The organism is Actinomadura sp. NPDC048394, from assembly GCF_040651755.1.
Lineage (GTDB): Bacteria > Actinomycetota > Actinomycetes > Streptosporangiales > Streptosporangiaceae > Spirillospora > Spirillospora montaniterrae.
Genome location: NZ_JBEZJL010000080.1, coordinates 1 through 25,706 on the forward strand (window position 1 = coordinate 1; position 25,706 = coordinate 25,706).

The window sequence follows — 25,706 nt, forward strand, 5'->3', positions numbered from 1 at the left end:
CTACGCCCCCGCCCCGCCCCCCCCCCGGGGCGCCCCCCCCCCCCCCCCCCGTCGCCGTTGTAGGCCGTCAGCCGGTGACCGGCAGGTCGTGGTGCTTGACCGGCTTCGGCGCGGGCGCCTCGGCGGGACGCTGCGCGGGTTCGCGGCCGCAGGTGGCGGACGCGACGCGGAGCGCGCCCTTGCCGCCGGGCAGGTTCAGCTGCATGGCGGTGACGGCGAGCCGGCCGTTCGGCAGGCGCTGCTGCTTGTTGAGGACGAGCGAGGTGCGTCCGACGCCCTCGACGTCCACGGGGACGGTGGTGTTGGGCGGCGGGGTCGCGTCGAGGCGCTTGCCCGCGACGGTGGCCCGCGTCAGGTGCGCGCCGCCCTGGGCGTCGCGGCAGGTGGCGGTGACGGCGCCCGCCTTCAGCTTCGCGGTGGGGACGGCCAGGTCCGCGACGTTGGAGCGGGCGTTCGCGGGCGCCGCGGCGACGTTCAGCGCGGACGCGCTGACCGCCTTGAGCCGGTCCTCGTTGAGCAGGCTCTTGCGCGCGGGGCCGGCGTCGGACGAGACGGCGGGCACCGGCGGGACGGCGCCGAGCGGCCCGCCGCTGGACGCGAGCCCGAACGCGGAGCCGGAGCCGGCGGGATCGGGCGGGGCGGCGAGCGCGGGGCCGGTGGCCGCGGCGGCGCCGGCGGTGAGGCCGGCGGCGAGCAGGCCGGCGGCGGTCAGGCGGGTGAAGGCGTGCATGGATCGTCTCCGATCGTGTGGGTCTTGGGTGAAGGGACGGCGGAGCGCCGTCGAGCGGGGTTCGTGACGTCCCGGAAGCGCGGGCGGACGAGGGCGCCGGGCGCGGGCGGCCCGGCGCGGGCTCAGTCGTCGATGAACACGAGGCTTCCGAGCGGGACCTTGGCGAGGGCCTGCAGCGCGTCCGGGGGCACGCGCACGCAGCCGTGCGTGACGGCCTTGCCGAACACGGAGCGGTCGGGCCAGCCGTGCAGGGCGACCGTTCCGGGGCCGCCGCCGAAGGTGTCCAGGGTGGCCGAGTGCGTGCCGAGCGGCAGCACCAGCGGGCTGGGCGTCTTCTTGGCGGGGGCGAGGTTGGCCAGCATGAACGTGCGGCCGGTGGGGGTCGGGGTCTTGGCGCCGCCGACCGCGACGGGCCAGGCGCCGGCGGGCTTGCCCGCCTTGAGCAGGGTGAGCCGGCGGCGCGACAGGTCGACCTTGACGGTGTAGGGCGTGTGGGCGGTGAGCAGGCCGTCGGCGGTGCCGGCGATCCAGCCGGTGGCGCCGTTGGGGCGGCTGGGCAGCAGGACGCGCCGCCAGTCGCCGGAGCTCTCCACGACGGGCACCCAGGTGGGGCCGCCGAGTTCCTGGGCGGGGAGCGTGGCGACGGTCCGTCCGCCGGGCTTGTCGAGGACGGGGACGGCCTTGGCCGGGTGGACGACGAGGCCGCCGGTGGCGCCGCCCGGGGCGTCGTCGCGCGGGACGCCCTTGAGCCGCGCGTACGTGGTGGCCTCGGGCGCGCCGGCGGTGCCGGCGGGTGCCTGCGCCTGCGGCGGCCGCTTGGTGCCGCCGGCGGACGCGGTGTTGGCGGGCGAGGCTCCGCAGCCGCCGAGCACGATCCCCGCGCCGGCGAGCAGGGTGCCCGCCGCGAGGACGGCCGGGACGCGCGCCCGCGCGGCGGTGCCGGAGCGGGGACGGCGGGCGGTCATCGGGGCGCCCCCGCGGGTCTCCCGGCGGTCCGGCCGCGGTGATCGGGAAAGGCATTGTCAGTCGCCATGGAGCCGGATGCTAGTAGTGGTGGAGGCGTCCGTTCGGTAAACGGCGAAAATGAGCGCGGCGTGTCCGGGAAAGCGCCCGAATAATTGCCGTCTGATTTCCGTTTAGCGGGAGATTCGGCAAATACTCGGTTTTGTGGGACTGAAAGGATGTTTCGCGGGATGATGGAGCCGGGGGGGAAGGGGCATCAGGCCAGCATGGGGAACGAGCCGCCGCCGGTGTCGCGGCCGGACGCCGCCTCGTGGAACTCCGCGAGGCCCCACAGCAGCGCCGCGCGCGCGGGCGCCGGCATCGCGTCCAGCACGTCGGCGAGTTCCGCGCGCCGCCGCACGCGCAGCCGGTCCAGCAGCGCCTGCCCGTCCGCGGTGAGCCGGACGGTCACCTCGCGGCGGTCCCGGCCGGGGTCGCGGATCAGCAGCCCCGCCGCCTCCAGGCGGTCGCACAGCCGGCTCGCCGAGGACACCAGCGCGTCCAGGCCGGCGGCCAGGCTGCTGATGTTGACCGGCCCGCGCTCCAGGATGAACAGCGCCCGCAGCTGCGTGGACGGCACCGGGACGTCCGGCGCGTTGTGCGCGTGCGACCATACGCTCATCAGCGTGAACGCGGCGGCGTCGAGGGCGGCAGCGGATCGGGCCGCGTCCTCACCCGACGTGTCCACCATGCCCTCCACTGTTACACACGACGTCTTCTGCGGCATCCCGGGCCGGTTCCGTCCCGGAACGAGATGAGGGAACCTGTGCCTTCCCGTCCAGAGCGCGGCGATGCGTTCGCCTCGCTGGAGAAAGCGATCTGGTCGGCCCGGCCGGACGAGCTGGTCGCCGCGGCGACCGCGGAGCTGGCCCGGCACTGGCCGGGCGCGCGCGCCGAGGTGCTCCTGATCGACTACCGGCAGGCGTTCCTCGTCCCGGCCGTCCGCGGCGCCGCGGAGACGTTCGGCCGCGACCCCGCGACCGAGGACGTCCCGCTCGACAACACCGGGCCCGGGCGGGCGTTCGCCGGGCAGCGCCCCGACCGGGAGCGGTCCGGGCGGATCGGCGGCCGCCTCCTCCACCTCCCGCTCACCGTGCAGGGCGAGCGGCTCGGGGTGCTGACCGTCCGCGTCCCCGGGGAGGCGGGCGCGGAGGAGGCGGGCGCGGAGGAGGCGGAACCGGCGTGGCTGGTCCCGGCGGCGGAGGCCCTCGCCCGCGCGATGAAGATCGCCGAGTCGGCGACGGACCTGTTCCGGCGGATCCGGCGGCGGACGCGCCTGACCGTCGCCGCCGAGATGCAGTGGGACCTGCTGCCGCCGCTGTCCCGCCACACCACCGGGTTCAGCCTGGCCGGGCAGCTGGAGCCCGCGTACGCGGTGTGGGGCGACAACTTCGACTGGACCGCGTCCCGCGACCGGCTGACGCTGACCGTCAGCAACGGGATGGGGACGGGCACGTCCGCGGCGGCGCTCACCCACCTCGCGGTCAGCGCGCTGCGCAACGCGCGCCGGTCCGGCGCCGACATCGCCGAGCAGGCCGTCCTGGCCGACCAGTCGGTGTACGCGCTGCACCGCGGCGAGCTGAGCGTCGGGACGCTGCTGATGGAGTTCGAGCTGGCCACCGGACGGGTCCGGGCGGTCGACGCGGGCTCCCCGAAGCTGTACCGGATGCGCGGCAACCTCACCGAGGCGATCGAGTTCGACGAGCAGCTGCCGCTCGGCATGTTCGGCGACAGCCGCTACGTCGTCGAGGAGTTCGCGGTGGAGCGCGGCGACCGGCTGGTCATCGTCAGCGACGGGGTGCACCAGGCGCTGTCCCCGGACGGGCAGCCGTACGGGGCGGTCGCGCTGCTGCACGCGCTGCGCGACACCCGGCTGCAGAGCCCGCCCGAGGCCGTCCGCGCGCTGATCCGGCACTACCTCGCGTACTACGAGGGCGGCGAGCCGGCCGACGACGCGGTGATCGTCTGCGTCGACTGGGACGGCCCCGCCGCCGATGGCCCCGAAGCCGACGCCGACCCCGACCCGGGGCGCGTCAGCGGGGGAGCTTGACGACCGTCACGAAGAAGTCGTCGATCCGGCGGACCACCGACACGAACTGCTCGAAGTCGACCGGCTTGGTGACGTAGGCGTTCGCGTGCAGGTGGTAGCTGCGCAGGATGTCCTCGTCGGCCTCCGACGTCGTCAGCACCACGACCGGGATGCTGCGCAGGTCCTCGTCGGCCTTGACCTCGCCGAGCACCTCCCGGCCGTCCTTGCGCGGCAGGTTCAGGTCGAGCAGCATCAGGTCGGGACGCGGCGCGCCCTCGTACTCGCCCTCGCGGCGCAGGAACGCCATCGCCTGCTCGCCGTCGTTCACCACGTGCAGCTTGTTGGCGACCTTGTTGTGCTCGAAGGCCTCGGTGGTCAGCAGGACGTCGCCGGGGTCGTCCTCGACCAGCAGCACCTCGATGGGGCGCGCGCCGTCATTCATCGCCGTCTCCGATGGGAAGGGTCCAGTGGAAGGTGGTGCCGGGGTCGTCCTCGCCGCGCTCCTCGCCGGCCAGCCAGATCCGGCCCCCGTGGTACTCGACGATCTTCTTGCACAGCGCCAGCCCGATGCCGGTGCCGGTGTACTCGTCCCGCGCGTGCAGCCGCTGGAAGATCAGGAAGATCCGGTCGGCGTAGCGGGGCTCGATACCGATCCCGTTGTCGGCGCAGGTGAACTCCCATTCGTCGCCGTCGCGGCGGACGCCGATGGCGACCCGCGGCGGGGCGTCGGGGCGGCGGAACTTGATCGCGTTGCCGACGAGGTTCTGGAACAGCTGGGTCAGCTGGGTGCGCTCGCCCGGCACCACCGGCAGGTCGGCCACCTCGACCTCGGCGCCGGTCTCCTCGATCAGCGCGGCGAGGTTGTCGAGCGCCTGGCGGGCGACCTCGTTCAGGTCGATCGCGTCCTCGGGACGGGCCATCCGGCCGACGCGGGAGAAGCCGAGCAGGTCGTTGATGAGCGCCTGCATCCGCTTGGCGCCGTCCACCGCGAACTGGACGTACTGCCGCCCGCGCTCGTCGAGCTGGTCGCCGTAGCGGCGTTCGAGCATCTGGCAGAAGCTCGCCACCTTGCGCAGCGGCTCCTGCAGGTCGTGGCTGGCGACGTAGGCGAACTGCTCCAGCTCGGCGTTGGAGCGGCGCAGCTCCCCGGCCTGGTCGTCCAGCAGCGCCGCCCGCTCGGTGCTGGTCCGCCACTCGTCGATGATCCGGCGCCGCATCGCGTCGATGATCATGGCGAGCTCGTTGATCTCGGCGGGGCCGGACACGTCGAGGCGGTGCGCGAAGTCGCCCTGCGCGACCTCGCGGACCTGCTCGCCGAGCGACGCGACGGGCCGCACGACCGTCCGGCGGATCACCAGCGCCAGCGCGATCACCGCGACCGCGGCGATCACCAGCGCGGCGCCCACCGACCACAGCGCCGCGTTCGCGCGGTCCCGCAGCCGGCCGGACGCGTGGTCGTGCAGGGTGGTGATGCCGCTCTGCAGCGGGGTCATGCCCTGCCGGGCGCGGTCGAACAGCCCGCCCGCCTGCCGGCTCTGGCCGCCGCTGAGCCCGGCGCCGCCCCCGCCGGCCGCGATCCGGTCGGCGAACCGCGCCCGCCACTCCCGCGACCCCGCGGTCACCTGGTCGAGGAGGCGGATCACCCGGGCGCCGTCCGGCACGCCCGCCAGCAGCCGGCGCATCGTCGCGGCGGACGTCCCCTCCTGCGCGACGGCCGCCCGGTACTCGGTGATCCGGTCCGCGCCGCCCTCCTCGGTGTACCGGCGGATCGCGGTGTCCTGCGCGGCGATCGCCGAGGACAGCTTGTACTGCTCCAGCGCGACCGGGTCGACCCGGTCGACGAGCGTCTCGCGGGCCTTCCCCGCCTGGTACAGCGCCGTCCCGGCGACCGCGAACGCCGCGATCAGCAGGACGCCGAGGACCACGGACCCGATCCGGTAGATCTGGACGAGCCGGACGCGGCCGATCCCGTGCGGGGCGGGCAGCTCGGCGCCCTCCGGCAGGACCGGCGGCGCGAGCGCCTCGGGCGCCGCGTCCTCCGCCTCTTCGGGCGCTTCCTCCGGAGCCTGCCCGGGCTCGCCGTCCGCCATCACAGATCACCCCGGCTCAGCAGCAGCACCGCCAGGTCGTCGGACAGCACGTCCCCGTTCAGCCGCTCCGCCTCCGCGATCAGTCCGTCGACCAGCACGTCCCCGCGTTCGCCGCGGCCATGCGCGGCCCGCGCCAGCTCCTCAAGGCCGTCGAGGTCGAGGCGCTCGCCGCCCTCCCCGACGCAGCCCTCGATCAGCCCGTCGGTGAACAGCATCAGCCCCCACGCGTCGCCGAGCTCCACGTCGACGGCCGGCCAGTCCGCGCCTGGGATCAGCCCGAGCGCCGGGCCGTGCGGCCCCTCGGGGAGCGCCCGCACGCCCGACGGCCCGAACAGCAGCGGGCACGGGTGCCCGGCCCGGTACAGCCGGGCGGAGCGGCGGTCGGGCGCGATGGCGGCCATGCAGAGCGTCGTGAAGATCTCCTCGCCCCACCGCTCGTGCTCCAGGACGGCGTCGAGCGTGGACAGCAGCCGCTCGCCGGTGTGCCCGGCCAGCACCAGCGTCCGCCATGCCATGCGCAGCCGCACCCCGAGGGACGCCTCGTCCGCGCCGTGCCCGCTGACGTCGCCGATCACCGCGTGGACGGTGCCGTCCTCGGTCTGCACCGTGTCGTGGAAGTCGCCGCCGAGCAGCGCCCGGTCGCGTCCCGGCCGGTACCGGGTGAGGTGCCGCAGCGAGCCGTCGGCGAGGATCGGGACGGGCAGCAGCCCGCGCTCCAGCCGCGCGTTCTCCCGGCCGACCGCGCGCGCCTCGACCAGCTGCCGCTCCGACTCGTCGGCGCGCTTGCGCTCGATCGCGTAGCTGATGGCGCGGCCGAGCAGGGCGCCGTCGACGTCCTGCTTGACGAGGTAGTCCTGGGCGCCGGCGGCGACCGCCTGGACGCCGACGTGCGCGTCGGCGAGGCCGGTGAGCACCAGCACGGCGGTGGTGGGGGCGCGGGCGATCACCTGGCGCAGCGCGTCCAGCCCGGACGCGTCCGGCAGGGACAGGTCGACGATCACGCACTGGACCTCGGGGCGCAGCGACGCCAGCGCCTCGGCGAGCGTCGAGGCGACCGTGATCTGCACGTTCGGCTGGACCTCGGTGAGCAGCTCCTCGAACAGGAACGCGTCGCCGGGGTCGTCCTCGACGAGCAGGAGATGAGGGGAGCCGGCGACCCCCGGCAGACGCTCGGCACCGCGACTGTGCATCGCGGTCATAGCTCAGCTCCTTCGCCCCGGGAGGCCCCCGCAGGTGGGGGCGGCGTTGGTTGCCATCGAGCAAATGTTACGGGCAGTCCAGTAGTGGCACGACCGGCGCGGACACAATGGACACCCCATTGAGACGGTAACGATCGTCCTCCCCGGGCCACTTCCTGGTGATGGACACACCAGGACGGACGGAGGAGCACGCGGTGGCAGACCCAGCCCCCCGTGAGAGGGCCCCCGACGAGAGACGCTTCACCGCGATGTACGACGCCTGCCGGCAGCGCGTGTGGGCGTACGCCGCCGCGCGCGCGGGGCGGCAGATCGCGGACGAGGTGGTGAGCGAGACGTTCGCGGTGGCGTGGCGGCGGTTCGCGGACGTCCCCGATCCGGCGCTGCCGTGGCTGCTCGGCGTCGCGCGGAACGTGCTGCGCGACGGGTACCGCGCGGAGGCGCGCCGCGACGCGTGCACGGCCGAGCTGGCCCGCTGGGCGCCGCGGCCGTCCGGCGACATCGCCGAGGACGTCGCGGAGCGGCTCGCCGTGCTCCGCGCGATGGCGGCGATCCCCGAGGGCGACCGGGAGATCCTGATCCTCGTCGCCTGGCAGGGGCTCAGCCCGCGGGAGGCGGCGCGGGTCGTCGGCTGCTCGCCGGCGGCGCTGCGGGTCCGCCTGCACCGCGCCCGCAAGCGCCTGCTGCGCGCCGCCGACGCGGGCGCCGACGCGGCCGGCGGCGCCGCGACCGCCGGTGCCGACGTCGAAGCCGAGGTCGGCCCGGTGCGCGGCATGGCGCCCGTGGCGCCCGCGGCGGCCGAGGCGGCGGGACGTCCGGTGCGTCCGCAGATGGGAATCGTCAGGGAGGAGAGGGCATGAACGACGTGCTGCGGACGCTGCGCGAGGCGAGGCCGGCGGAGCTGAACCCGGACGCGCCGGTGGGCGACGAGGTCCGGCGGGCGGAGCTGGCGCGGGCGATGGCGGCGCCGGCGGGCTCGGGCGCGCGGGAGGCGCGGGCGCCGCGCCGGTCCCGGGTCCGGCCGATGTGGGGGCTCGGCCTGGCCGGTGCGGTCGCGGCGGCCTCGGTCGGCGTCGTGGCGGTGACGTCCGGCGGGGGCGGCGGCGGCCCGAAGGCACCGGGTCACCACCCGCAGGCCGGTCCGGTGCAGCCGCTCGACGCCCAGACGGTGCTGCTCGCCGCCGCCGAGAAGCTGGACGCCGCGTCCGAGCCGACCGGGCGGTACTGGCACAAGTCGACGATCGGCACCAGCTCGTGGCTGGCCCAGGGGCAGGGCGGGGAGCGCTACACCGTCCTGCTGATGGAGAAGTCGGACGAGTGGGCGCCCGGCGGGCCGGGCGGGAAGATGATCGGCAGCCAGCAGCGGCTCGGCGCGAAGCCCGCGTCCCCGGCGGACGCGGCGGCATACCGGCGGGCCGGGTCGCCGGCGACGCTGTCGCTACAGGTGCCGATCCAGCCGAGCGGCAAGGGCGGCTACAAGGCCATGAAGGTGCCGACCGGGCCGGGGCCGGTGGAGACGAGCAGCACCCCGCTCGTCGACGGGAACAAGGTCTACTGGCTCGGCCGTAACGTGACCATGAAGCAGCTGCAGAGCCTCCCGGACGACCCGAAGCGGCTGAAGAAGGAGGTCCTGCGCTGGTACGGCGGGCACGACACCGAGTCGTCGAGCGTGCCGATGGCGGCGGACGCGTGGCTGTTCCGGGTCGCGGGGAGCCTGGTCACCGAGCTGCCCGTGCGGCCGAAGGTGCGGGCGGCGGCGTTCCGGATGCTGGCCGGGCTGAAGACGGTCGACTCCGCCGGCCGGGTCACCGATCCGCGGGGCCGCACCGGCGACGCGATCGGGATGAAGGAGAAGGACGCGAGCGGGGTGGTCCGGCATCTGCTGGTGATCGACCCGGCGACCGGAAAGGCGCTCGCCGACGAAAGGGTGCTGGTGACCCCGTCGGCGAAGGAGCCGCGGCCCGCCGGAACGGTGCTCAGCTCCAGCTCCGTGATGACCATGGAATGGACGGATTCCGCGCCGGAGTGACGCGTTGACGATGGCGCGCGCCGGTATCGGGCGCGCGTTCGGGGAGGGACGGTGCGGTGGCCTTCGCGGGCCGTGCGCCGTCCCTTCCGCCGCTTCGGGAATCGGGCCGCCGTGATCGGGACGTGATCAGGCGCTTTTCGGGGTCCGGCGGGCGGTTCTCTGCGCGGCCCGGCGCTGCGCGGCGGCGGTGCGGGCGCGGTTCAGGCTGTCGCGGACGCGGGCGGCGCCGCGCATTGCGGTGGCGGAGTCCTTGACGCGTCCGGCATAGGCGGCGAGGACCTCCGCGACGGGCGGCGGCTGCCATTCCTCCTTGGCGGCGACCGGCGGCACGGACGCCGGAGCGGGCACTGGTGCGGGCGATGCTGTGGGCGGTGCTGCGGGCGGTGGAGAGGGCACCGCCGCGGGGGCGGTATTTCCGGGCACGGGGACGAGCGCGAGATGGGAATGGCAGTGCGGGCACTGCACCCCCGGATGGCTGTCTCTGCTCATAACAAGAATCATTACCCAAAGCACTGACAAAACAGTGGCGCGCCCTTTTGACGATCATCCGGGGGCGGTGGGCGCGCCGCCGTCAGCGGGCGAGGGGCCGCACGCCCTTGCGCGGGGCGGGATGCGCGGAGCGCCGTCCGAACGAGGAGAACGGCTGGTGGGGACGGGTGCGGCCGGACGCCACCGGGTGCTGGTGGCGGACGAGCAGCAGCCCGCAGCACACCAGCGCGATCGCCACCGCGAGCCACACCGCCATCCGGCCGGCGCGCAGCCCGTACCCGCTGGTGATCCACAGCAGGTGCAGGAGCCAGCGCCGCCACTGGTGCGGCTCGCTGCGGCGCCGCATCTCCAGCGCGCTGTAGCGGAAGTCGCGGGCGAGGCGGGCGCGGTCGGAGCCCGCCGTCGCGCGGGCCAGCTCCCGGTAGAGGGCCTCCAGCCGGTCCTCGCCGCACGCCGCGTCGTCGGCGTTGCGGGCCAGGTCGTCGGCCAGCACGGCGCGCCCGGCGCCGCCGTGCCCCCAGGGCCGCCAGCGGCGCCGGTCCGGGACGGTCGCGAACGGGCAGTCGCCGCTGATCCGCAGCCGGTCGGGGTGGACGAGCCCGAGGAAGCTGCACCCGCTGAGGTCGACGTCGGCGAGGTGCAGGTGCGCCGCGTCCACCCGGCGCAGCGACACCAGCCGGACCGCCGCGGGACCGGTCCACGACTCCGGCTCGGCGAGCCCCTGGATCGGGTTCGGCAGCGACCGGACGTTCACCGCCGCGTCGAAGCAGGCGCCCTCCAGGTCGAGTTCGGCGCGGCGCAGCCGGAACTCGGCCTCGCCGCGGACCGTGACGGCGCGGGCGTCCACCAGCGGCGCCGCCGCGTGTACGCGCAGCCCGCCGCGCGCCGCGGCGTCCGCGAGGCCGATCCGGCCGCCGGCGACGAGCGGGCCGAGCCACAGCCCGCGCCGGAACCGGGTGCGCTCGAACCGGGCGTGCCGGGCGACGCGGACCCGCCGGAACGAGACCGCCGCGCCGAAGCACGCGCCCTGCATCGCCGCGTCCCGGCCGAACTCGGCGCGGTCGAAGCAGGCGGCGCCGAAGAACACCGCCTTGGGGAAGGCGGCGTCGGCGTGCCAGACGGCCTCGCCGAACAGCGCGTCGCCGGTGAAGACGGCCTCCTCGAACGAGGCGTGCCGGTGGAACCGCGCCTCGTGGAAGGACGCGTTGCCGCCGAACCGGGCGCCGCGGAAGGAGACGTGGCCGAAGAACCGGGCGTCGAAGAACGAGGCGCCGCCGAGGAAGCAGGCGCCGTCGAACGAGCTGTCGCCCTCGACGCACACGCCGCGCAGCACCGCGTGGGACGGCAGCACGGCGCCGTCGAAGCGGGCGCGGCCGAGGTGGGGGCGCCCGTCGGGGCCGGTGACCGCGTCGAGCACCGCGTCCAGCAGCCACGGCGGGACGGTGACGCCGCGCAGGTCGAGGTCGCCTCCGGGGCGCAGCCCGGCCGCGAACCGCTCGAACTCGGCGGGCCGCAGGTGGGCGGGGCAGCCCGCGAATCCGCCGGCGGCGCGCCCGCTGCATCCGTGGACGGCCGAGCACCGCGGCCACAGGACCGCGGTGGAGGACGGATGGGAAGGCTCGTGAGGGGTCACGGTCCCGTTCTACCTACAGCGGGTTCCGCCGGGAAGCTCTCCCGGCGGTCAGGTCGTTACTTCCGCATGGTTACTGTACGCATGGGAACGGCCACACTAGGACGTTGATTGGCTGTTTACCTCGTCTGTCACCGGTTTCGCGCAAGTCCCTCGTTCTTCTTCGGGTTTGTCCGCGTCGTCGTACTGTGAGCGCATGGGGGAACGGAGCCGCTGGATCGCCGACCTCGACGCCCTTCCGGACGAGGCGCCGGACCTCGCGGACCGGATCCTGACCCGCCTCGTGGACGCCGGGATCGTGCTGGCCGAGCGGACCGACTGCGTCCTCGGCGACGTCCCCGGCGGGTACGCGCCCGGCCCGGCCGCCGCGTCGGCGGCGATGGGCGACCCGGCCGGCTTCCCGGACGTGTGGCCGAACGGCCTGGAGATCGACGTCGGCCGCGGCGCCTACTACGGGACGATGCGCGAGGACGACCGGGTGCGGTGCCCGCGCTGCGGGGCGTGGCTGCCGTTCGAGACCGTCCTGGACGCGGTGGAGGAGTGGCTGGAGGGCGGCCCGGACGCGCTGGTCTGCGCGCGCTGCGGCGAGCGGACGGGGTTCAACGGCTGGCGGTGGCCGGTGCCGTGCGCGTTCGCGGAGCTGGGCCTGCGCTTCTGGAACTGGCCGCCGCTGGCCGACGGGTTCGTGGCGTCCGTGGCGTCCGCGCTGGACCACCGGGTGGTGGCGGGCTCCTGCGGAACCTGACGTCCGAACCGTCGAGTGATCAACGGGAACCGCGGGCATGATCGACGTATCTGACTCTTCGCCGAAACACCGGCGTTCCACCGTTGTTCACCTTGGTCAGGGAAAATTGGGGACATGACCGTCAATCCAGGACATCTTCCTCGTGCCACCGAAGCGCTGCCCGACGACCGCTTCCTCGACCGCGAAGAGAGCTGGCTGCGCTTCAACCAGCGCGTCCTGGAGCTGGCGGAGGATCCGGAGCTGCCGCTGCTGGAGCGCGTCCGGTTCCTGTCGATCTTCGCGAGCAACCTCGACGAGTTCTTCATGGTCCGCGTCGCCGGCCTCGCCCGCCGGATGGCGACCGGCCTCGCCGTCCAGTCCGCCAGCGGCCGGCAGCCCCGCGAGGTGCTGGAACGCACCGGCGAGGTCGCCCACCAGCTGATGCGCCGGCACGCCGCCGTCTTCCGCGAGGAGGTCCTGCCCGACCTCGCCAAGGAGGGCATCGACATCCTGCGCTGGGACGAGCTGGCCGAGACCGAGCAGGAGCGGCTGCGCCGGCTGTTCCGCGACCGGATCTACCCCGTCCTCACCCCGCTCGTCGTCGACTCCGCGCACCCCTTCCCCTACATCTCCGGCCTCTCGCTGAACCTCGCCGTGATCGTCCGCGACCCGGAGACGGACGCGACGATGTTCGCCCGGGTCAAGGTGCCGCCGCTGCTGCCGCGCTTCATCGAGGCGTCCCCCGACCGGTTCACCCCGCTCGAGGACGTGATCGCCGCGCACCTCGGGCAGCTGTTCGTCGGGATGGAGGTCGTCGAGCACCACGCGTTCCGCGTCACCCGCAACCAGGACCTGGAGATCGACGACGACATCAGCGAGGGGCTGCTCCAGGCCCTGGAGCGCGAGCTGCTGCGCCGCCGGTTCGGCCCCGTCGTCCGGCTGGAGGTCGAGGAGTCGATCTCCGAGGGCGTGCTGGAGCTGCTCACCACCGAGCTCGCCATCGAGGAGCGGCAGATCTACCGGCTCGTCGGGCCGCTCGACCTCGCCGGGCTCGGCGCCATCGCCGACCTCGACCGGCCCGAGCTGAAGTACCCGCCGTTCGTCCCGTCGAAGGAGGCGCTGCCCGAGGACGTGGACATCTTCTCCGCGATCCGGGAGGGCGACGTCCTCGTCCACCACCCCTACGACTCGTTCACCACCACCGTGCAGCGGCTGATCGAGGACGCCGCGACCGACCCCGGCGTCCTCGCGATCAAGCAGACGCTGTACCGGACGAGCGGCGACTCCCCGATCGTGGACGCGCTGATGAGCGCCGCCGAGGCGGGCAAGCAGGTCGTGGTCGTCGTCGAGCTGAAGGCCCGCTTCGACGAGCGCGCCAACATCGCGTGGGCGCGCAAGCTGGAGACGGCCGGATGCCACGTCGTGTACGGGTTCGTCGGGCTGAAGACGCACTGCAAGCTCGCCCTGATCGTGCGCGAGGACCCGGACGGCTCGCTGCGCCGCTACTGCCACATCGGCACCGGCAACTACCACCCGAAGACGGCCCGCCTCTACGAGGACTTCGGCCTGCTGACCTGCGCGCCCGACGTCGGCGAGGACGTCAGCGCGCTGTTCAACCACCTCACCGGCTACTCCCGGCAGGGCTCCTACAACCGGCTGCTGGTCGCGCCGAACAGCCTGCGGTCCGGGCTCGTCCAGCGGATCGAGCACGAGATCGACAACCACCGCGCCGGGCACCGCGCGCGGGTCCGGATCAAGTGCAACTCGCTGGTCGACGAGGTGATCATCGACGCGCTGTACCGGGCGTCGCGGGCCGGGGTGCCGGTGGACGTGTGGGTGCGCGGCATCTGCGCGCTGCGGCCGGGCGTGCCGGGGCTGTCGGAGACGATCCGGGTCCGCAGCGTCCTCGGCCGGTTCCTGGAGCACTCCCGGGTGTTCGCGTTCGAGAACGGCGGCGAGCCGGAGGTGTGGCTCGGCAGCGCCGACCTGATGCACCGCAACCTCGACCGGCGCGTCGAGGCGCTCGTCACCGTCACCGACCGGACCCAGCGCGACGAGCTGATCGCGCTGCTCGACCGGGCGATGGACGCGGGCACGCACGCCTGGACGCTCGCCGGCGACGGCGCCTGGACGCGCGGCGAGCCCGGCCCCGGCGAGACCCTGCTGGACATCCAGACCCACCTGGTCCGGAGCCGCCGGTGGAGGACCGTCGATGACTGACGCCGGTGAGCCCGCCCGCCCGATCCGCGCGGCGGGCGCGCTGCTGTGGCGCGACGGCCCGGACGGCCCCGAGTTCGCGGTCGCGCACCGCCCCCGGTACGACGACTGGTCGTTCCCGAAGGGCAAGCTCGACCGGGGCGAGCACGCGCTGCGCGCCGCCGTCCGGGAAGTCGAGGAGGAGACGGGCCTGGTGCCGCGCCTCGGCCGGCGCCTGCCGACCGCGAAGTACCAGGACGGCGACCGGCCCAAGCGGGTCGACTACTGGGCGGCGCGGCCCGTCGCGGAGGCCGCGTTCACGCCGAACGAGGAGGTCGACGAGCTGGCGTGGCTGCCGGCCCGCGAGGCGGAGGCGCGGCTGAGCTACCGGCACGACGCCGACCTGCTCCGCGCGTTCCTGGACGGCCCGTCCCGCACCTGGCCGCTGATGATCGTCCGGCACGGGTCGGCGGGGGAGAAGCACGCGTGGCGCGAGCCCGACGAGCTGCGCCCGCTGGACGCGCGGGGCCGGGCGGAGGCGGCGGCGCTCGCCGCGCTGCTGCACGCCTACGGCCCGGCGCGGGTGCTCAGCTCGGCGACGGCCCGCTGCCTGGAGACCGTCCTGCCGTACGCGCGCCGCGTCCGCGCCGGCGTCGTCACCGACGCCGCGTTCACGGTCGGCGAGACCGGCCCTGACCGGGCCCGGGAGCGGCTGCTCGGCCTGCTGGGCGACGGCGTCCCGACGGTCGTGTGCACGCACGGCGAGAACGTGTCCGAGCTGGTCACGGGCCTGTGCCGGGAGCTGGGCGAGAAGGTCCCGGACGACCCGAGCCTTCGCAAGGGCGAGTTCTGGGTGGCCCACATCGGCGAGGGGTCGCTCGCCTCCCTGGAGCGCCACACCCCTCGTTGAGGCGCGGCGCGTCGCCGTTATCGGTGGCTCATAACGGCAACACGTCGCGACTCGATGTTCAGAAGGCGGGGCCGAGGGTCTGCGACCAGGTCACCGACAGGCGGTCGCGTGCGGTCTCCGCCTCGCAGCGCTCCCAGCCGTACAGGACGCCGAGGTCGAACGCCTCGGAGGTGTTCCGTGTGCGCGCGGCGGCGGTCTTGAGGTGCTCCATCGCGATGACGCCGTCCTGGTAGCCGCCCAGCACTTCCTGGATGCGCTTGGCGTCCTTCGCCACCCGCTTGGCCGCCACCCCTAGCACGGGCATGGCGAGCTCGGCGGCGTACCGCGCGCGCTTGGCCGCCTTACGGGTCTCGTGACGCGCGACCTCCGCGTCTTCGGCGATCGCAATGGACGCGTACGCGCGCGCCATCCGGTCCCACGATCGGGTCACCAGGTCGGGCAGATCCTTGCGCGCCTTGCGGTCGGCGGCCCGCCCTAGCGGCGGCTCCGCGATGAGACGGTCCAGCTCGTCCAGCAACGCGAAATACCGGGGCTCCTTGAGCGCCGCGTTCATCCGCCTGTAGGCGGTGCGCTCCTGGCGGGCCAGGTCGTCCAGCCAGGCGGGAGCGGCACCGCCGAGCCGCTCCTGGAACCGCATCCGCAGCACCTCCAGGTCGCGGACCTCGCCGAGCACCGCCGCGAGCCATCGCAGCTCCGGCCCGAGCGGCTCCGTGCGCTCATCCTCCAGGACGGGCCGGTACGCCTTCAGCGTGCTGCGGATTCTGCGGACCGCCACGCGCATCCGGTGCACGGCGTCCTCCTCGCCCAGCCGTGCCTTCGGATCGAACCTCACGACCGCCTCGACCTGCTCCGCGAGGTACGCCATCACCGCGTCGCCCGTCGTCGCCGGGCCCTTCCCGTTGTCGATCGCCGCCACCAGCCGCGCCTTGCACGCCGCCCGCGCGCGCGCCGCCTTCGGCGGCTCGATCGCCCCGCCCAGCAGCCGGCCCAGCTTCGACGACGACTTCGACCGCCGCGCCCCCGCCTTCCGCAGCCGCTTGCCCGCCGCCTTCAGCAGCTCGGCCGCCCCGTCCCCGAGCTCGACCTCGATTTCCCGCCAGCGCCGCGCCGGGGCGTCCGCCGCCGGGGTGCTCGCCGCCGGGGTGCTCGCCGCCGGGTCGTTCGCCGCCGGGTCGTTCGCCGCCGGGGCGTCCCGGACGTCCCGGCCCGTCACCAGGTCGTCGGCGACCTCGGCGAGCATCGCGCCGTCGCCCGCGTACAGCCGGACGACGGTCCGCCGCGTCTCCAGCGTCGCCACCGGGCGCAGCGGCTCGCCGCGCGTGTACGCCGCGACCAGCGCCGCCAGCCGCGCGGGCACGATCGCCGGTCGTCCGAGGGGAGCCCGCAGCTCCTCCTTGCCGTCCGGGCCGGCGGGCATCTTCAGATGCCAGCCCGCGTCCGTCCCGCCGCGCCGCCGCCGCAGGGTGATCCCGTGCGCGGCGAGCCGCAGGTCGGCCGTGTCGAAATAGCTCGCATGGAGGTCGAAGGCCTCGGGTTCGCCCGCCGACGCCACGCCCGGCAGCCCGCCGAGCTCCGGAAGGACGAAATCGGCCCGGGCGTCGTACTTCTGCTCGATCTCCAGCTGCCTTTCGGCCACGACCAGCTCCTTCGGGGGACGGTGTTGTCGGCGGCGGGCACACCCAGATGACCACCATTTCACGCGAAGATGAACGGAAGCGGAAATGTCGGCGGCCTACGATGCGTCCGTGCGCACCCTGGTCCTCTGGGACATCGACCACACCCTCCTTAACGCGGGCGGCCTGTCCGTGGACATCTACGCGCAGGTGTTCCACCGGGTCGTCGGGCGCCCGGCGGAACGCGTCGCGCCGATGGCCGGACGCACCGACCGGGCCATCACGACCGACACGCTCCGCCACCACGGCATCGACCCGACGCCCGACGTCCTCGCCGCCTTCACCGACGCGCTCGCCCTGGCCTTCGAGGCGCGCGCGCACGAGCTGCCTTCCCGAGGCCGGACGCACGACGGCGCGCGCGCTGTGCTGGAGGCCCTCGCGGCCCGTCCGGACGTGATCCAGTCCGTCCTGACGGGGAACATGGAGCGGATCGCCGCCTGCAAGCTGAAGGCGTTCGGTCTCGACGCGTACCTCGACCTGGAGATCGGCGCCTACGGGATGGACGGCGTCGAGCGGCCGCCGCTGGTGGAGCTCGCCCGCGAGCGCACCGCCGCGAAGTACGGGGAGCGGTTCGGGCCGTCGAGCACCGTGCTGATCGGCGACACCCCGCACGACGTCCGCGCGGGCCACGAGGGCGGCGCCCGGGTCGTCGCGGTGGCGACGGGCGCCACGTCCGCCGCGGACCTGCGGCTGTCCGGCGCCGACACCGTCCTGCCGGACCTGACCGACACCGCCCAGGTCGTCGCCCTGATCCTCGGCGCCGGAGGCTAGAGCGCGCGGGCCGTGGCGGGGAGCGTGAGGCTGCCGGGCAGGGCGGCCATGGCCTCGCGGACGCGGGCGGCGAGGTCGGCCACCGAAGGCGGGTCGTCCGCCTCGGCGGCCCATCCGCCGAGGGCGTGCCGCCACGCCGCGACCAGCATGTCGCCGGCGAGCCGGGGCCGCGCGTCGTCCGGCAGGTCGAGCCGCCGGTGCAGGATCTCCAGGACGGACCGGAGGGTGTCCTCGCAGAAGTGCAGGCCGTGCGCGTCCATCGACGGCGTCACCTGCAGCAGCCGGTAGCTGCGCAGCGCCCGGCTCGCCCACGTCCCGTCCGCCACCCGGTCCAGGGCCGTGAGCAGCACCGATTCCAGCAGGTCGAGCAGCGGGCGGCCGTCGGCCGGGCACGTCTCCAGCCCGTCGAGGAAGGCGCGCCACATGTCCTCCAGCGGCGCCATCGCGACGGCCTCCTTGCCGGTGAAGTACCGGAAGAACGTGCGCTTGGAGACCTCGACCTCGGCGCACACCTCGTCCAGCGTGACCCCGCCGAAGCCGTGCTCGCCGAACAGGGCCAGCGCCGTGTCGATCAGCGCCTGGCGGGTGCGCTCCTTCTTGCGCTCGCGCAGCGACGGTGCCGTGGTCATGCCCTGGAGTGTATCCGGGCGGCGAACGCCACTTGCAGGCTTATGCCACTGAGTGGCATAAATGGGGGATCGCTCTCTCCCGGAAGGCGGCACCCATGCGTGCTCTGCTCATCGACCCTTCGACCGCGTCCGGCCTGCGCCTCGGCGAGACCGCCGCCCCCGACCCCGCGCCGCACCAGGCGCTCGTCCGGGTCACCGCGACCTCGCTCAACTACGGCGAGGTCGCGCACGGCATCGCCGGAGCACCGGGCGGCGCCGTGCTCGGCTGGGACGCCGCCGGCGTGGTCGAGCGCGCGGCCGCCGACGGCTCCGGCCCGGCCGCCGGCACCCCCGTCGTCACGCTCGGCGCGGACGGCGCGTGGGCGGAACTGCGGGCCGTCGACACCGCGCTGCTCGGCGCCGTCCCGGCGGGCGCCGACCTCGGCGCGATCAGCACCGTCCCGGTGGCGGCGGCGAGCGCGCTCCGCGCACTGCGGCGCATCGGGCCGCTGCTGGGCAAACGCGTCCTGGTGCTGGGCGCCACCGGAGGCGTCGGCCGGTACGCCGTGCAACTCGCCCGCCTAGGCGGAGCCCAGGTCGTCGCCTCCACCGGAAATCCCGCCGCACACGGCGACGCGCTGCGCGCGCTCGGCGCCCACGAAGTGGTCGCCCACCCCGAGCAGGTCACCGACCCCGTCGACGGGGTCGTGGACAACGTCGGCGGCGCCCAGCTCGTCGCCGCGTTCGGCAGGCTCGCGCCGCACGGCACCCTGATCGCGGTCGGCCACGGAACCGGCGAGGCGGAGACGTTCCCGTTCGGCGACCTCTTCGGCAACGACGGCCGGCACGACCGCTCCCTCGTCACCTTCTACCTCCTCGACGGCGCCGACCTCGCCGCCGACCTGACCTGGCTGGCCGCCGAGGTCGCCGCCGGGCGCCTCGACCCCGGGATCTCCTGGCGCGGCGGCTGGGAGCGGGCGGACGAGGCCGTCGCCGCCCTGCTCGAACGCCGCCTGCACGGCAAGGCCGTCCTCGAGATCGGCTGACCGCCCGGCGCGGGCACGGCCGCCCGGCGGCCGTGCCCGCGCACGTTGCACCATGGGCTCATGGATGCGAACACTCTGTACCGGCGCTGGCTGTTCGACGCGTGGTCCGGCGACTACGGCGTCCTCGACGAGATCCTCACACCCGGCTTCGCCGGCCACTGGCCCCGCATGGACGTCCACGGACCGGACGGCGCCGCCGAGCAGATCCGCCAGTCCCGCGACTACTTCGCCGACATCGCGAACACCCTGGACGTCGGCCCGCTCGTCGACGGCGACCTGGTGGCCGCGCGCTGGACCTTCCACGGCTCCTACCAGGGCGGGATTCCCGGCGCCACCGCCGAACCCGGCACCCGGATCTCCTTCGCCGGCCACGACCTCTTCCGCATGGAGAACGGCCGCTTCGCCGAGTACTGGCCCGTCTCCGACGCCCTGGGCATGATGCAATCCCTAGGCGCCCTCTGACCTGCGCCGCTACCGGGTTCCTGCGGGGTGAAGGGGGAGTTTGAAGCCTTCGTGGCTGGGGGTGAAGCCCAGGGACGCGTAGAAGCGGTGCGCGTCGCCACGCCTCTTGGCGCTGGTCAGCTGGACGAGCGCGCAGCCCCGGGCGCGGGCCCGTTCGATCGCGCTCTCCATCAGCGTCCGGCCGAGGCCGCCGCCCCGACGGTCCGCCCGGACCCGCACCGCCTCGATCAGCGCCCGCTCGGCGCCGCCCTTGCCGAGCCCCGGAATGTAGGTCGCCTGGAGGCAGCCCACGACCGTCCCGCCGTCGTCCAGCACCAGGATCTCGTTGCGCGGGTCGCGGTCGATCGACGTGAACGCCCGCTCGTAGGCGGCCGTCACCACGACCGACGCCGGATCCACGACCTTCTCCTCGTCCGCGAGCAGGGCCAGGACCGCGGGCAGGTCGGCGCGCGTCGCCGGGCGCATATGGGGCATGGCGCCGACGGTAGCGAGGCGCGCGGAAAGTCGCCGCCCCCAGGCCGGTCACTTCGCCGGGTCCGCCGTGTCAGTACAGGTGACAGCGACCCGAAGAAGGGACCACCGATGCAGAAGATCAACATCGTGCGGTACCAGGCCCGTCCCGAGCGGGCCGACGAGAACCAGCGGCTCATCGAGGACGTCATGGCCGAGCTCGGCCGCGACGACCCCGGCGGCGTCCGCTACGCCGCGTTCCGCCTGGACGGCGACACGTTCCTGCACATCGTGGTGAGCGAGGACGGCCGCGACGTCCTGCCGTCCGTCCCCGCCTTCCAGGAGTTCCAGCGGGAGCTCGGCGACCGTCTCGTCCCCGGCACCCTCAGCCGCACCCCGGCGACCCAGGTGGGCGCCTACGGTTTCGCCGCCGCCGAGGCGACGGCCACCGCCGGCTGACCGCGGGGTGCGGGCCTCCCCGGCGGAGGCCCGCACCCCCGTGCGGTCAGCAGGTGTTGAGCATCGAGGTGAGCGCGCTCTTCTCCGCGCTGTCCACGGTGAGGTCGTAGTACCACTTCACCTGGACCCAGGCGCGCGCGTACGTGCAGCGGAAGGCGGTGCGGGACGGCTGCCACTCGGCGGGGTCCTTGTCGCCCTTGGCCTGGTTGACGTTGTCGGTGACGGCCCACAGCTGGGGGCCGCCGAGGTCGTTGGCGAAGTCCTGGCGGTGCGCGGTCGTCCAGGCCCAGGCGCCGGACGCCCACGCCTCGGCCAGCGGCACCATGTGGTCGATGTCCACGTCGGCCGGCGACGTCCAGGTGGCGCCGTCGTACGGCGAGTACCAGGACCCGGACGTCGGGTAGCAGGCGGAGTCGGTGCTCACGTTCGTGCCGTCCCGCTTGAGCACCATCTCCCGCGTGTTGCAGGTGCCGGAGACGGTGATCCAGTGGGGGAACAGCGAGCGGTCGTAGGTGCTCGCGTGCGATTCGGCGGCCACGGTCAGCTCGCCGAGCCGGGTGCGGGCGGTGCTGGCGGACGGGATGTTCGGCGGGGTCGCGGACGCCGGTGCCTGCACGGCGACGAGCAGTGCGCCGAGCAGCGCCGCCGGCAGCAGGAACAGGAGCAGACGTCGCATCGAGGATGCCCTTCTGCGGCCGCCCGCCGGCGGGGATCGGACTCCCCGAACAGGGCACGGGGACGACAGCCCCGATACCGTGACATTCAGGACAACTCAGCGAAATATCACTGATTGCCCAGACGTCACCCTCGCCTTGGTCGGAACCTGTCGACGGTCCCGCCCCACCTGCGGCGCGCGGCGGCGTCCTGCGAGCGCCGCCGCGAAGTGTTCACCGGAAACAACCGCGCATTAACCGGACGGCGCGGGATCGCCTGAACGGCTATTCGCCCTGAGGCGTGGTGAAGGTGATCTGGACGGTGAGGCCGCCGTGGGGGCGGGCGCGGGCGGTTAGCGTGGCGCCATGGGCGGTGGCGATGGCCCGCACGATGGACAGCCCCAGCCCCTGGTGACCGTCGTCGGCCGTGCGGTGCAGGCGCTGGAAGGGCTCGAAGAGCCCGTCCACCTTCTCCGGCGGCACCACCGGGCCCGTGTTGGTGATACGCAGCACGGACGTGTCGCCGCTGCGTCCTGTGCTGATCTCCACTCGGCCTTGGGGCACGTTGTAGTGGAGAGCGTTGTCGCACAGGTTGGCCACGAGACGGTCGATCAGGGCCGGGTCGCCGGCGACCGGCGCCGGATCGAGCACCGCGTCGATCTCCACGTCCTCGCGGCCGCGGCCCTCCAGCGTCCGCGCCGCCACCGACGCCAGGTCGAACGGCTCGTCGCCGGCGCGCACCTCGGCGCTCCCGGCCAGGGTCAGCAGCGACTCCAGCAGCCGGGTGCGCTGCTCGTTGACGGCCAGCAGCCGTTCGAAGTTCGCGCGGAACGCCGCCGCGTCCGCGTCCGGGTCGATGAGCGGCTCCTCCAGCAGCGCGTGCTCGACGGTCAGCGGCGTGCGCAGCTCGTGGGCGGCGTTGGCGACGAACCGCTTGTGGGCGTCCAGCGCCGCTTCGAGGCGGCCGAGCAGCCCGTCGACGGTGTCGGCGAGGTTCTTCAGCTCGTCCTGCGGACCGGTGAGCGAGAGCCGCTCGTGGACGTTGTGGTCGGAGATCCGCCGCAGCCGCTCGGTCATGGTGCGCACCGGGCGCAGCGTCCGGCCGGCGACCAGCCAGCCCAGGGCCAGCGAGGCGAGCCCCACGATGAGCAGCGCGAAGGTCGGCAGGGCCAGGTCGATCCGGTCGCCGGCCGTCTGGGGCCCGACGCGCACCGGTGCTCCGGGCTCGGGCGCGAAAGGACCGATCGGGCCGGGGCGGGTGGCGTAGCCGAGGTGGCCCGGCAGCTGCCGCGCGAGCCCGTACATGACCAGCAGGAGGAGCGTCCCCGAGGCGACCGCCATCAGGCAGTGCAGGAGGGTGAGCCGCAGGCGCAGGCGGTACGGCATGGTCAGATCCGGTAGCCGGCGCGCGGCACGGTCTCGATGAGCGGGGGATCGCCGAGCTTGGCGCGCAGCCGGTTGATCGTCGCCTTGACGGTCGTGGTGAACGGGTCGGCCGCCTCGTCCCAGACCCGGTCGAGCAGCTCCTCCGCCGAGACCGCGCGGTCCCGGTTGGCCAGCAGGTACTCCAGCACGGCGAGCTCCTTCGGGCTCAGCGGAAGGCGCGCGCCCGCCCGGGTGGCGGTGCGCTGGGCCGGGTCGACCCTGAGCTCGCCGTGGACGAGCACGGGCGGCGTCGCCCGCCGGGTGCGCCGGCCGACCGCGCGGACGCGCGCCACCAGCTCGGCGTACGCGAACGGCTTGGGCAGGTAGTCGTCGGCGCCGAGGCCCAGGCCCTCGACCCGCTCGGCGACGGTCCCGGACGCGGTGAGCATCAGCACGCGGGCCGGCGGCTCCGCCGCGACGAGCGCGCGGCACACCTGGTCGCCGTGGACCACCGGCAGGTCGCGGTCGAGCACGACGACGTCGTACTCGACGACCGCGGCGCGCTCCAGCGCGTCGCCGCCGTCGTAGGCGACGTCGACGGCCATGCCCTCGCGGCGCAGCACCCGCGCCACCGAGTCGGCGAGGTCCCGCTGATCTTCGACAACCAGTACCCGCATCGGCTTCGAGGGTAGCCCGGCCGCCCGTCACAGCCCGGTCACAGCGGCGCGGACCCCGGCGTGACCGCCGGCCGGTTAGAAACGGTCGCCATGACACCGGTCATCGAAACCGAGGGGCTCGGCATGCGGTACGGCCGCCGGGTCGCCCTCACCGACTGCACCCTGCGCGTCCCGGCCGGGAAGGTCGCGGGCTTCGTCGGGCCGAACGGCGCCGGCAAGTCCACGTTCCTCGGCATGGTCGCCGGCCTGCTCGCCCCGACATCCGGGCGGATCGCCGTGCTCGGCCACCGGCCCGGTGGCGGTGCGGCCCGGCTCGCCGACGTCGCGTTCGTCGCCCAGGACGCGCCGCTGTACCCGTACATGACCGTCGCCGATCACCTGCGCTTCGGCGCCCGGCTGAACCCGCGATGGGACGGGCCGTACGCGCGGGCGCGGATCGATCGGCTCGGCCTCGACCCGGCGCAGAAGGCCGGACGGCTCTCCGGCGGGCAGCGCGCCCAGCTCGCCCTGACCCTGGCCGCGGCCAAGCGCGCGCGGCTGCTGGTCCTCGACGAGCCGGTCGCGTCCCTCGACCCGCTGGCCCGCCGGACGTTCCTGGAGGACCTGCAGGAGACCGTCGCCGAGGTGGAGGTGAGCGTGATGCTGTCCTCGCACCTGCTCGGCGACCTGCAGCGGGTCTGCGACCACCTCATCGTGCTGTCCGCCGGGCGCGTGCAACTGGCCGGGGACGTGCCCGCGCTGCTGGCCGGGCACTCGCGAAGCGACGGCGAACGCATCGTCCCCCGGCCGGACGGACGGCCGGTGGACCTGGAGGACCTGGTGCTCGCCTACATGGCCGGGGAGGTCGTCCGATGATCTGGGTGACGTGGCGGCAGTTCCGCACGCCGGCGCTGGTCATGCTCGCGGGATGCGCGGCGTACGCCCTGGCCCTCGGCTGGCTGGGCTACTCGACGCGCCACGCCTACGACAAGGAGATCCTGGGCTGCAGCCTGGCGGACGGCTGCCGGCTCACCGATCAGAAGAGGGCGTTCCTCAGCGAGTTCACCCCCACGGTGAGCGCGGCGCAGGCGGTCCTGCTCCTGCTGCCGGCCCTCATCGGCGCGTTCTGGGGCGCGCCCCTGCTGGGTCGCGAGTTCGAGGCCGGGACGCAGCGGCTGGCCTGGACCCAGAGCGTCACCCGGCGGCGCTGGCTGGCGGCGAAACTGCTGCTGCCCGGCCTCGCGACGGTGCTGCTGACCGCCGCGCTCAGCTTCCTGCTGACCTGGGCCGCCGACCGTTTCGACGAGGTGGAGGGCACCCGCTTCACCGCGCTGTCGTTCGCCTCGCGCGACGTCGTGCCGGTCGGCTACGCGCTCTTCGCGTTCGCGGCCGGCACCGCGGCCGGGCTGTTCCTACGCCGCACCCTGCCGGCGATGGCGGCGACGCTGGCGGTGGTCGCGGCGGTGCTGTTCCTGTGGCCGAGCCTCGTCCGCCCCCACCTGCGCCCGCCGGTGACCGAATCGGTCGCCTTCGACCAGAGCGTCCGCGACCACGACGCGAACGTGTCGTTCGGCCACGACCGTCCCGCCTTCGTCGCCGGCTACCAGGTGCCCGGCGCCCTCATGCTGAGCAAGGTCACGTACCTGCGGACCTCGTCCGGTGCGCTCGTGCAGCCGTCGACCGTCCAGGACTGCCTCGCCAAGCCCCCCGCACCGATGCCCGGAACCGACGGCGCGGGCACCGTCGACCAGTGCATGACCTCCAAGCACCTGCACTTCGACGTGACCATGCAACCGGCGGACCGGTACTGGTCCTTCCAATGGATCGAACTCGGCGCCTACACACTCCTGGCCGCCCTCCTGGCCACCCTCGCTTACCACCACATAACCCAAGCCCGCGCCTGACCCCACAGCGCGGCGGGCGGGACGTGCGGCGCAGAAGCTCAGCCGTCGCGCGGGCGCGTTGTCTGAGCGGCGGGGCGAAGCCGGAGGCGAGCCCCGCCGCGAAGCTCGCGAAGCGAGGCCGCGCCCGCCCAAGACCGGTCAAGGGCCGAGCCGCCAGGCGAGCCCTCTGGGCCGGGCTTGCAACCTACAGGTGGTACTTCATGCCCATGTGGGAGGGGCGGAAGCCGATCTTCTGGTAGAAGCGGATCGCGTCGGGGCGCTGGCGGTCGGTGGTGAGCTGGACGACGCGGCAGCCGCGGGCGCGGGCCTGGTCGATCGCCCAGGTGATCATGGTCTGGCCGAGCCCGCGGCCGCGCTCGTCGGCGGCGACGCGGACGCCCTCGATCTGGGCGCGCTCGCCGCCGGTGTAGGTGAGGCCGGGGATGTAGGTGAGCTGCAGCGTGCCGGCGACGGTGCCCGCGACGTCCGCCACGACGAGGTGGTTGTTGGGGTCCTTCTCGATGGCGGTGAAGGCGGCGAAGTAGGCCTCGGGGATTTCCTCGGCGAGTGTTTCGCGGGTCGCGCCCAGGGGATCGTCGGCCAGGAGCCGGACGATCTGGGGCAGATCGTCGACCGTCGCCTCGCGAAAGGTCAC

The 25,706-nt window shown here is 74.3% G+C and carries 27 protein-coding genes; 12 read left to right on the forward strand and 15 right to left on the reverse strand.

Features of this window, described 5'->3' with window-relative positions:
• Window positions 1–67 precede the first annotated feature (67 nt).
• From AB0C78_RS40485 to AB0C78_RS40495, 3 genes are all read right to left on the reverse strand, one after another.
• Window positions 68–730 (reverse strand): choice-of-anchor P family protein, encoded by a 663-nt coding sequence (locus AB0C78_RS40485; RefSeq protein ID WP_360758804.1) that lies wholly within the window; start codon window positions 728–730, stop codon window positions 68–70.
• Window positions 731–852: 122 nt separating this feature from the next.
• On the reverse strand, window positions 853–1,695 hold the full coding sequence (locus AB0C78_RS40490; RefSeq protein ID WP_360758806.1) for a L,D-transpeptidase: 843 nt from the start codon (window positions 1,693–1,695) through the stop codon (window positions 853–855).
• A 254-nt stretch (window positions 1,696–1,949) separates the two neighbouring features.
• Window positions 1,950–2,423 carry a MarR family transcriptional regulator gene (locus AB0C78_RS40495; protein ID WP_360758807.1) on the reverse strand — a complete coding sequence of 158 codons (474 nt, stop codon included), beginning with the start codon at window positions 2,421–2,423 and terminating at the stop codon, window positions 1,950–1,952.
• A 75-nt stretch (window positions 2,424–2,498) separates the two neighbouring features.
• Between AB0C78_RS40495 and AB0C78_RS40500 the strand changes: the two genes are divergently transcribed.
• On the forward strand, window positions 2,499–3,782 hold the full coding sequence (locus AB0C78_RS40500) for a PP2C family protein-serine/threonine phosphatase (RefSeq protein WP_360758809.1): 1,284 nt from the start codon (window positions 2,499–2,501) through the stop codon (window positions 3,780–3,782).
• Here AB0C78_RS40500 and AB0C78_RS40505 read toward each other — a convergent pair.
• From AB0C78_RS40505 to AB0C78_RS40515, 3 genes are read right to left on the reverse strand one after another with little or no spacing between them, the layout of a single operon-like run.
• Window positions 3,766–4,203 (reverse strand): response regulator, encoded by a 438-nt coding sequence (locus AB0C78_RS40505; protein WP_151544042.1) that lies wholly within the window; start codon window positions 4,201–4,203, stop codon window positions 3,766–3,768. The two genes, AB0C78_RS40500 and AB0C78_RS40505, sit on opposite strands and share 17 nt — an antisense overlap.
• Window positions 4,196–5,851, reverse strand: coding sequence for an ATP-binding protein (locus tag AB0C78_RS40510; protein WP_360758812.1), 1,656 nt, complete (start codon window positions 5,849–5,851; stop codon window positions 4,196–4,198). Before AB0C78_RS40510 ends, AB0C78_RS40505 begins: the two co-directional genes overlap by 8 nt.
• Window positions 5,851–7,050 carry a fused response regulator/phosphatase gene (locus AB0C78_RS40515; RefSeq protein WP_360758814.1) on the reverse strand — a complete coding sequence of 400 codons (1,200 nt, stop codon included), beginning with the start codon at window positions 7,048–7,050 and terminating at the stop codon, window positions 5,851–5,853. Before AB0C78_RS40515 ends, AB0C78_RS40510 begins: the two co-directional genes overlap by 1 nt.
• A gap of 194 nt (window positions 7,051–7,244) precedes the next feature.
• Between AB0C78_RS40515 and AB0C78_RS40520 the strand changes: the two genes are divergently transcribed.
• Together AB0C78_RS40520 and AB0C78_RS40525 are read left to right on the forward strand one after the other, a co-directional pair.
• The gene (locus tag AB0C78_RS40520; protein WP_360758816.1) at window positions 7,245–7,907 is read left to right on the forward strand and encodes a sigma-70 family RNA polymerase sigma factor; all 663 of its coding nucleotides are present in this window, start codon (window positions 7,245–7,247) and stop codon (window positions 7,905–7,907) included.
• Window positions 7,904–9,076 carry a CU044_5270 family protein gene (locus AB0C78_RS40525; protein WP_360758817.1) on the forward strand — a complete coding sequence of 391 codons (1,173 nt, stop codon included), beginning with the start codon at window positions 7,904–7,906 and terminating at the stop codon, window positions 9,074–9,076. The genes AB0C78_RS40520 and AB0C78_RS40525 overlap by 4 nt, the downstream gene beginning before the upstream one ends.
• A gap of 126 nt (window positions 9,077–9,202) precedes the next feature.
• Here the strand turns inward: AB0C78_RS40525 and AB0C78_RS40530 are convergent, their stop codons facing one another.
• Both AB0C78_RS40530 and AB0C78_RS40535 read right to left on the reverse strand, forming a co-directional pair.
• On the reverse strand, window positions 9,203–9,424 hold the full coding sequence (locus tag AB0C78_RS40530) for a hypothetical protein (RefSeq protein ID WP_360758819.1): 222 nt from the start codon (window positions 9,422–9,424) through the stop codon (window positions 9,203–9,205).
• A 223-nt stretch (window positions 9,425–9,647) separates the two neighbouring features.
• Complete coding sequence (locus AB0C78_RS40535) at window positions 9,648–11,198, reverse strand: pentapeptide repeat-containing protein (RefSeq protein WP_360758821.1); 1,551 nt, start codon at window positions 11,196–11,198, stop codon at window positions 9,648–9,650.
• Between the two features lie 193 nt (window positions 11,199–11,391).
• Here AB0C78_RS40535 and AB0C78_RS40540 point away from each other — a divergent pair, with 193 nt between their 5' ends.
• From AB0C78_RS40540 to AB0C78_RS40550, 3 genes are all read left to right on the forward strand, one after another.
• Window positions 11,392–11,940: a hypothetical protein gene (locus AB0C78_RS40540; RefSeq protein ID WP_360758823.1), complete on the forward strand. Its 549-nt coding sequence runs from the start codon at window positions 11,392–11,394 to the stop codon at window positions 11,938–11,940.
• A 114-nt stretch (window positions 11,941–12,054) separates the two neighbouring features.
• Entirely contained in the window at window positions 12,055–14,139 is a 2,085-nt protein-coding gene (locus AB0C78_RS40545; RefSeq protein WP_360758825.1) for an RNA degradosome polyphosphate kinase, read from the forward strand.
• Entirely contained in the window at window positions 14,132–15,025 is an 894-nt protein-coding gene (locus AB0C78_RS40550) for an NUDIX domain-containing protein (protein WP_360758827.1), read from the forward strand. The genes AB0C78_RS40545 and AB0C78_RS40550 overlap by 8 nt, the downstream gene beginning before the upstream one ends.
• A gap of 58 nt (window positions 15,026–15,083) precedes the next feature.
• Here AB0C78_RS40550 and AB0C78_RS40555 read toward each other — a convergent pair whose 3' ends face one another.
• Window positions 15,084–16,661 carry a CYTH and CHAD domain-containing protein gene (locus tag AB0C78_RS40555; RefSeq protein WP_360758829.1) on the reverse strand — a complete coding sequence of 526 codons (1,578 nt, stop codon included), beginning with the start codon at window positions 16,659–16,661 and terminating at the stop codon, window positions 15,084–15,086.
• Between the two features lie 109 nt (window positions 16,662–16,770).
• Here AB0C78_RS40555 and AB0C78_RS40560 point away from each other — a divergent pair, with 109 nt between their 5' ends.
• Window positions 16,771–17,469: a haloacid dehalogenase-like hydrolase gene (locus AB0C78_RS40560; RefSeq protein ID WP_360758830.1), complete on the forward strand. Its 699-nt coding sequence runs from the start codon at window positions 16,771–16,773 to the stop codon at window positions 17,467–17,469.
• Here AB0C78_RS40560 and AB0C78_RS40565 read toward each other — a convergent pair.
• On the reverse strand, window positions 17,466–18,098 hold the full coding sequence (locus tag AB0C78_RS40565) for a TetR/AcrR family transcriptional regulator (protein WP_360758832.1): 633 nt from the start codon (window positions 18,096–18,098) through the stop codon (window positions 17,466–17,468). The genes AB0C78_RS40560 and AB0C78_RS40565 overlap by 4 nt on opposite strands.
• A 95-nt stretch (window positions 18,099–18,193) precedes the next feature.
• Between AB0C78_RS40565 and AB0C78_RS40570 the strand changes: the two genes are divergently transcribed.
• Together AB0C78_RS40570 and AB0C78_RS40575 are read left to right on the forward strand one after the other, a co-directional pair.
• Entirely contained in the window at window positions 18,194–19,123 is a 930-nt protein-coding gene (locus AB0C78_RS40570; protein ID WP_360758834.1) for a zinc-binding dehydrogenase, read from the forward strand.
• 60 nt (window positions 19,124–19,183) lie between these two features.
• Entirely contained in the window at window positions 19,184–19,585 is a 402-nt protein-coding gene (locus tag AB0C78_RS40575) for an ester cyclase (RefSeq protein ID WP_360758836.1), read from the forward strand.
• Between the two features lie 9 nt (window positions 19,586–19,594).
• Here AB0C78_RS40575 and AB0C78_RS40580 read toward each other — a convergent pair whose 3' ends face one another.
• Complete coding sequence (locus AB0C78_RS40580) at window positions 19,595–20,059, reverse strand: GNAT family N-acetyltransferase (protein WP_360758838.1); 465 nt, start codon at window positions 20,057–20,059, stop codon at window positions 19,595–19,597.
• Window positions 20,060–20,167: 108 nt separating this feature from the next.
• On the opposite strand from AB0C78_RS40580, the gene AB0C78_RS40585 reads away from it, so the two are divergent.
• On the forward strand, window positions 20,168–20,494 hold the full coding sequence (locus AB0C78_RS40585) for a hypothetical protein (RefSeq protein ID WP_360758840.1): 327 nt from the start codon (window positions 20,168–20,170) through the stop codon (window positions 20,492–20,494).
• Window positions 20,495–20,540: 46 nt separating this feature from the next.
• On the opposite strand, the gene AB0C78_RS40590 is transcribed toward AB0C78_RS40585, so the two are convergent.
• From AB0C78_RS40590 to AB0C78_RS40600, 3 genes are all read right to left on the reverse strand, one after another.
• Window positions 20,541–21,170, reverse strand: coding sequence for an HNH endonuclease family protein (locus tag AB0C78_RS40590; protein ID WP_360758842.1), 630 nt, complete (start codon window positions 21,168–21,170; stop codon window positions 20,541–20,543).
• Window positions 21,171–21,432: 262 nt separating this feature from the next.
• Window positions 21,433–22,533, reverse strand: a complete 1,101-nt coding sequence (locus AB0C78_RS40595; RefSeq protein ID WP_360758844.1) for an ATP-binding protein — start codon at window positions 22,531–22,533, stop codon at window positions 21,433–21,435.
• A gap of 2 nt (window positions 22,534–22,535) precedes the next feature.
• Window positions 22,536–23,189, reverse strand: coding sequence for a response regulator transcription factor (locus AB0C78_RS40600; protein WP_360758846.1), 654 nt, complete (start codon window positions 23,187–23,189; stop codon window positions 22,536–22,538).
• 90 nt (window positions 23,190–23,279) lie between these two features.
• Here AB0C78_RS40600 and AB0C78_RS40605 point away from each other — a divergent pair, with 90 nt between their 5' ends.
• Together AB0C78_RS40605 and AB0C78_RS40610 are read left to right on the forward strand one after the other, a co-directional pair.
• Window positions 23,280–24,044, forward strand: coding sequence for an ABC transporter ATP-binding protein (locus AB0C78_RS40605; protein ID WP_360758848.1), 765 nt, complete (start codon window positions 23,280–23,282; stop codon window positions 24,042–24,044).
• Window positions 24,041–25,072 carry an ABC transporter permease subunit gene (locus tag AB0C78_RS40610; RefSeq protein WP_360758850.1) on the forward strand — a complete coding sequence of 344 codons (1,032 nt, stop codon included), beginning with the start codon at window positions 24,041–24,043 and terminating at the stop codon, window positions 25,070–25,072. Before AB0C78_RS40605 ends, AB0C78_RS40610 begins: the two co-directional genes overlap by 4 nt.
• A 184-nt stretch (window positions 25,073–25,256) precedes the next feature.
• On the opposite strand, the gene AB0C78_RS40615 is transcribed toward AB0C78_RS40610, so the two are convergent.
• Entirely contained in the window at window positions 25,257–25,706 is a 450-nt protein-coding gene (locus AB0C78_RS40615) for a GNAT family N-acetyltransferase (protein ID WP_360758883.1), read from the reverse strand.

Coding starts and splice junctions, on each gene's coding strand:
- AB0C78_RS40545 (WP_360758825.1), top strand. CDS start 12,055: ATGACCGTCAATCCAGGACATCTTCCTCGTGCCACCGAAGCGCTGCCC.
- AB0C78_RS40595 (WP_360758844.1), bottom strand. CDS start 22,533: ATGCCGTACCGCCTGCGCCTGCGGCTCACCCTCCTGCACTGCCTGATG.
- AB0C78_RS40550 (WP_360758827.1), top strand. CDS start 14,132: ATGACTGACGCCGGTGAGCCCGCCCGCCCGATCCGCGCGGCGGGCGCG.
- AB0C78_RS40505 (WP_151544042.1), bottom strand. CDS start 4,203: ATGAATGACGGCGCGCGCCCCATCGAGGTGCTGCTGGTCGAGGACGAC.
- AB0C78_RS40540 (WP_360758823.1), top strand. CDS start 11,392: ATGGGGGAACGGAGCCGCTGGATCGCCGACCTCGACGCCCTTCCGGAC.
- AB0C78_RS40610 (WP_360758850.1), top strand. CDS start 24,041: ATGATCTGGGTGACGTGGCGGCAGTTCCGCACGCCGGCGCTGGTCATG.
- AB0C78_RS40565 (WP_360758832.1), bottom strand. CDS start 18,098: ATGACCACGGCACCGTCGCTGCGCGAGCGCAAGAAGGAGCGCACCCGC.
- AB0C78_RS40495 (WP_360758807.1), bottom strand. CDS start 2,423: ATGGTGGACACGTCGGGTGAGGACGCGGCCCGATCCGCTGCCGCCCTC.
- AB0C78_RS40570 (WP_360758834.1), top strand. CDS start 18,194: ATGCGTGCTCTGCTCATCGACCCTTCGACCGCGTCCGGCCTGCGCCTC.
- AB0C78_RS40575 (WP_360758836.1), top strand. CDS start 19,184: ATGGATGCGAACACTCTGTACCGGCGCTGGCTGTTCGACGCGTGGTCC.
- AB0C78_RS40485 (WP_360758804.1), bottom strand. CDS start 730: ATGCACGCCTTCACCCGCCTGACCGCCGCCGGCCTGCTCGCCGCCGGC.
- AB0C78_RS40525 (WP_360758817.1), top strand. CDS start 7,904: ATGAACGACGTGCTGCGGACGCTGCGCGAGGCGAGGCCGGCGGAGCTG.
- AB0C78_RS40585 (WP_360758840.1), top strand. CDS start 20,168: ATGCAGAAGATCAACATCGTGCGGTACCAGGCCCGTCCCGAGCGGGCC.
- AB0C78_RS40600 (WP_360758846.1), bottom strand. CDS start 23,189: ATGCGGGTACTGGTTGTCGAAGATCAGCGGGACCTCGCCGACTCGGTG.
- AB0C78_RS40580 (WP_360758838.1), bottom strand. CDS start 20,059: ATGCCCCATATGCGCCCGGCGACGCGCGCCGACCTGCCCGCGGTCCTG.
- AB0C78_RS40590 (WP_360758842.1), bottom strand. CDS start 21,170: ATGCGACGTCTGCTCCTGTTCCTGCTGCCGGCGGCGCTGCTCGGCGCA.
- AB0C78_RS40515 (WP_360758814.1), bottom strand. CDS start 7,050: ATGACCGCGATGCACAGTCGCGGTGCCGAGCGTCTGCCGGGGGTCGCC.
- AB0C78_RS40605 (WP_360758848.1), top strand. CDS start 23,280: ATGACACCGGTCATCGAAACCGAGGGGCTCGGCATGCGGTACGGCCGC.
- AB0C78_RS40490 (WP_360758806.1), bottom strand. CDS start 1,695: ATGACCGCCCGCCGTCCCCGCTCCGGCACCGCCGCGCGGGCGCGCGTC.
- AB0C78_RS40510 (WP_360758812.1), bottom strand. CDS start 5,851: ATGGCGGACGGCGAGCCCGGGCAGGCTCCGGAGGAAGCGCCCGAAGAG.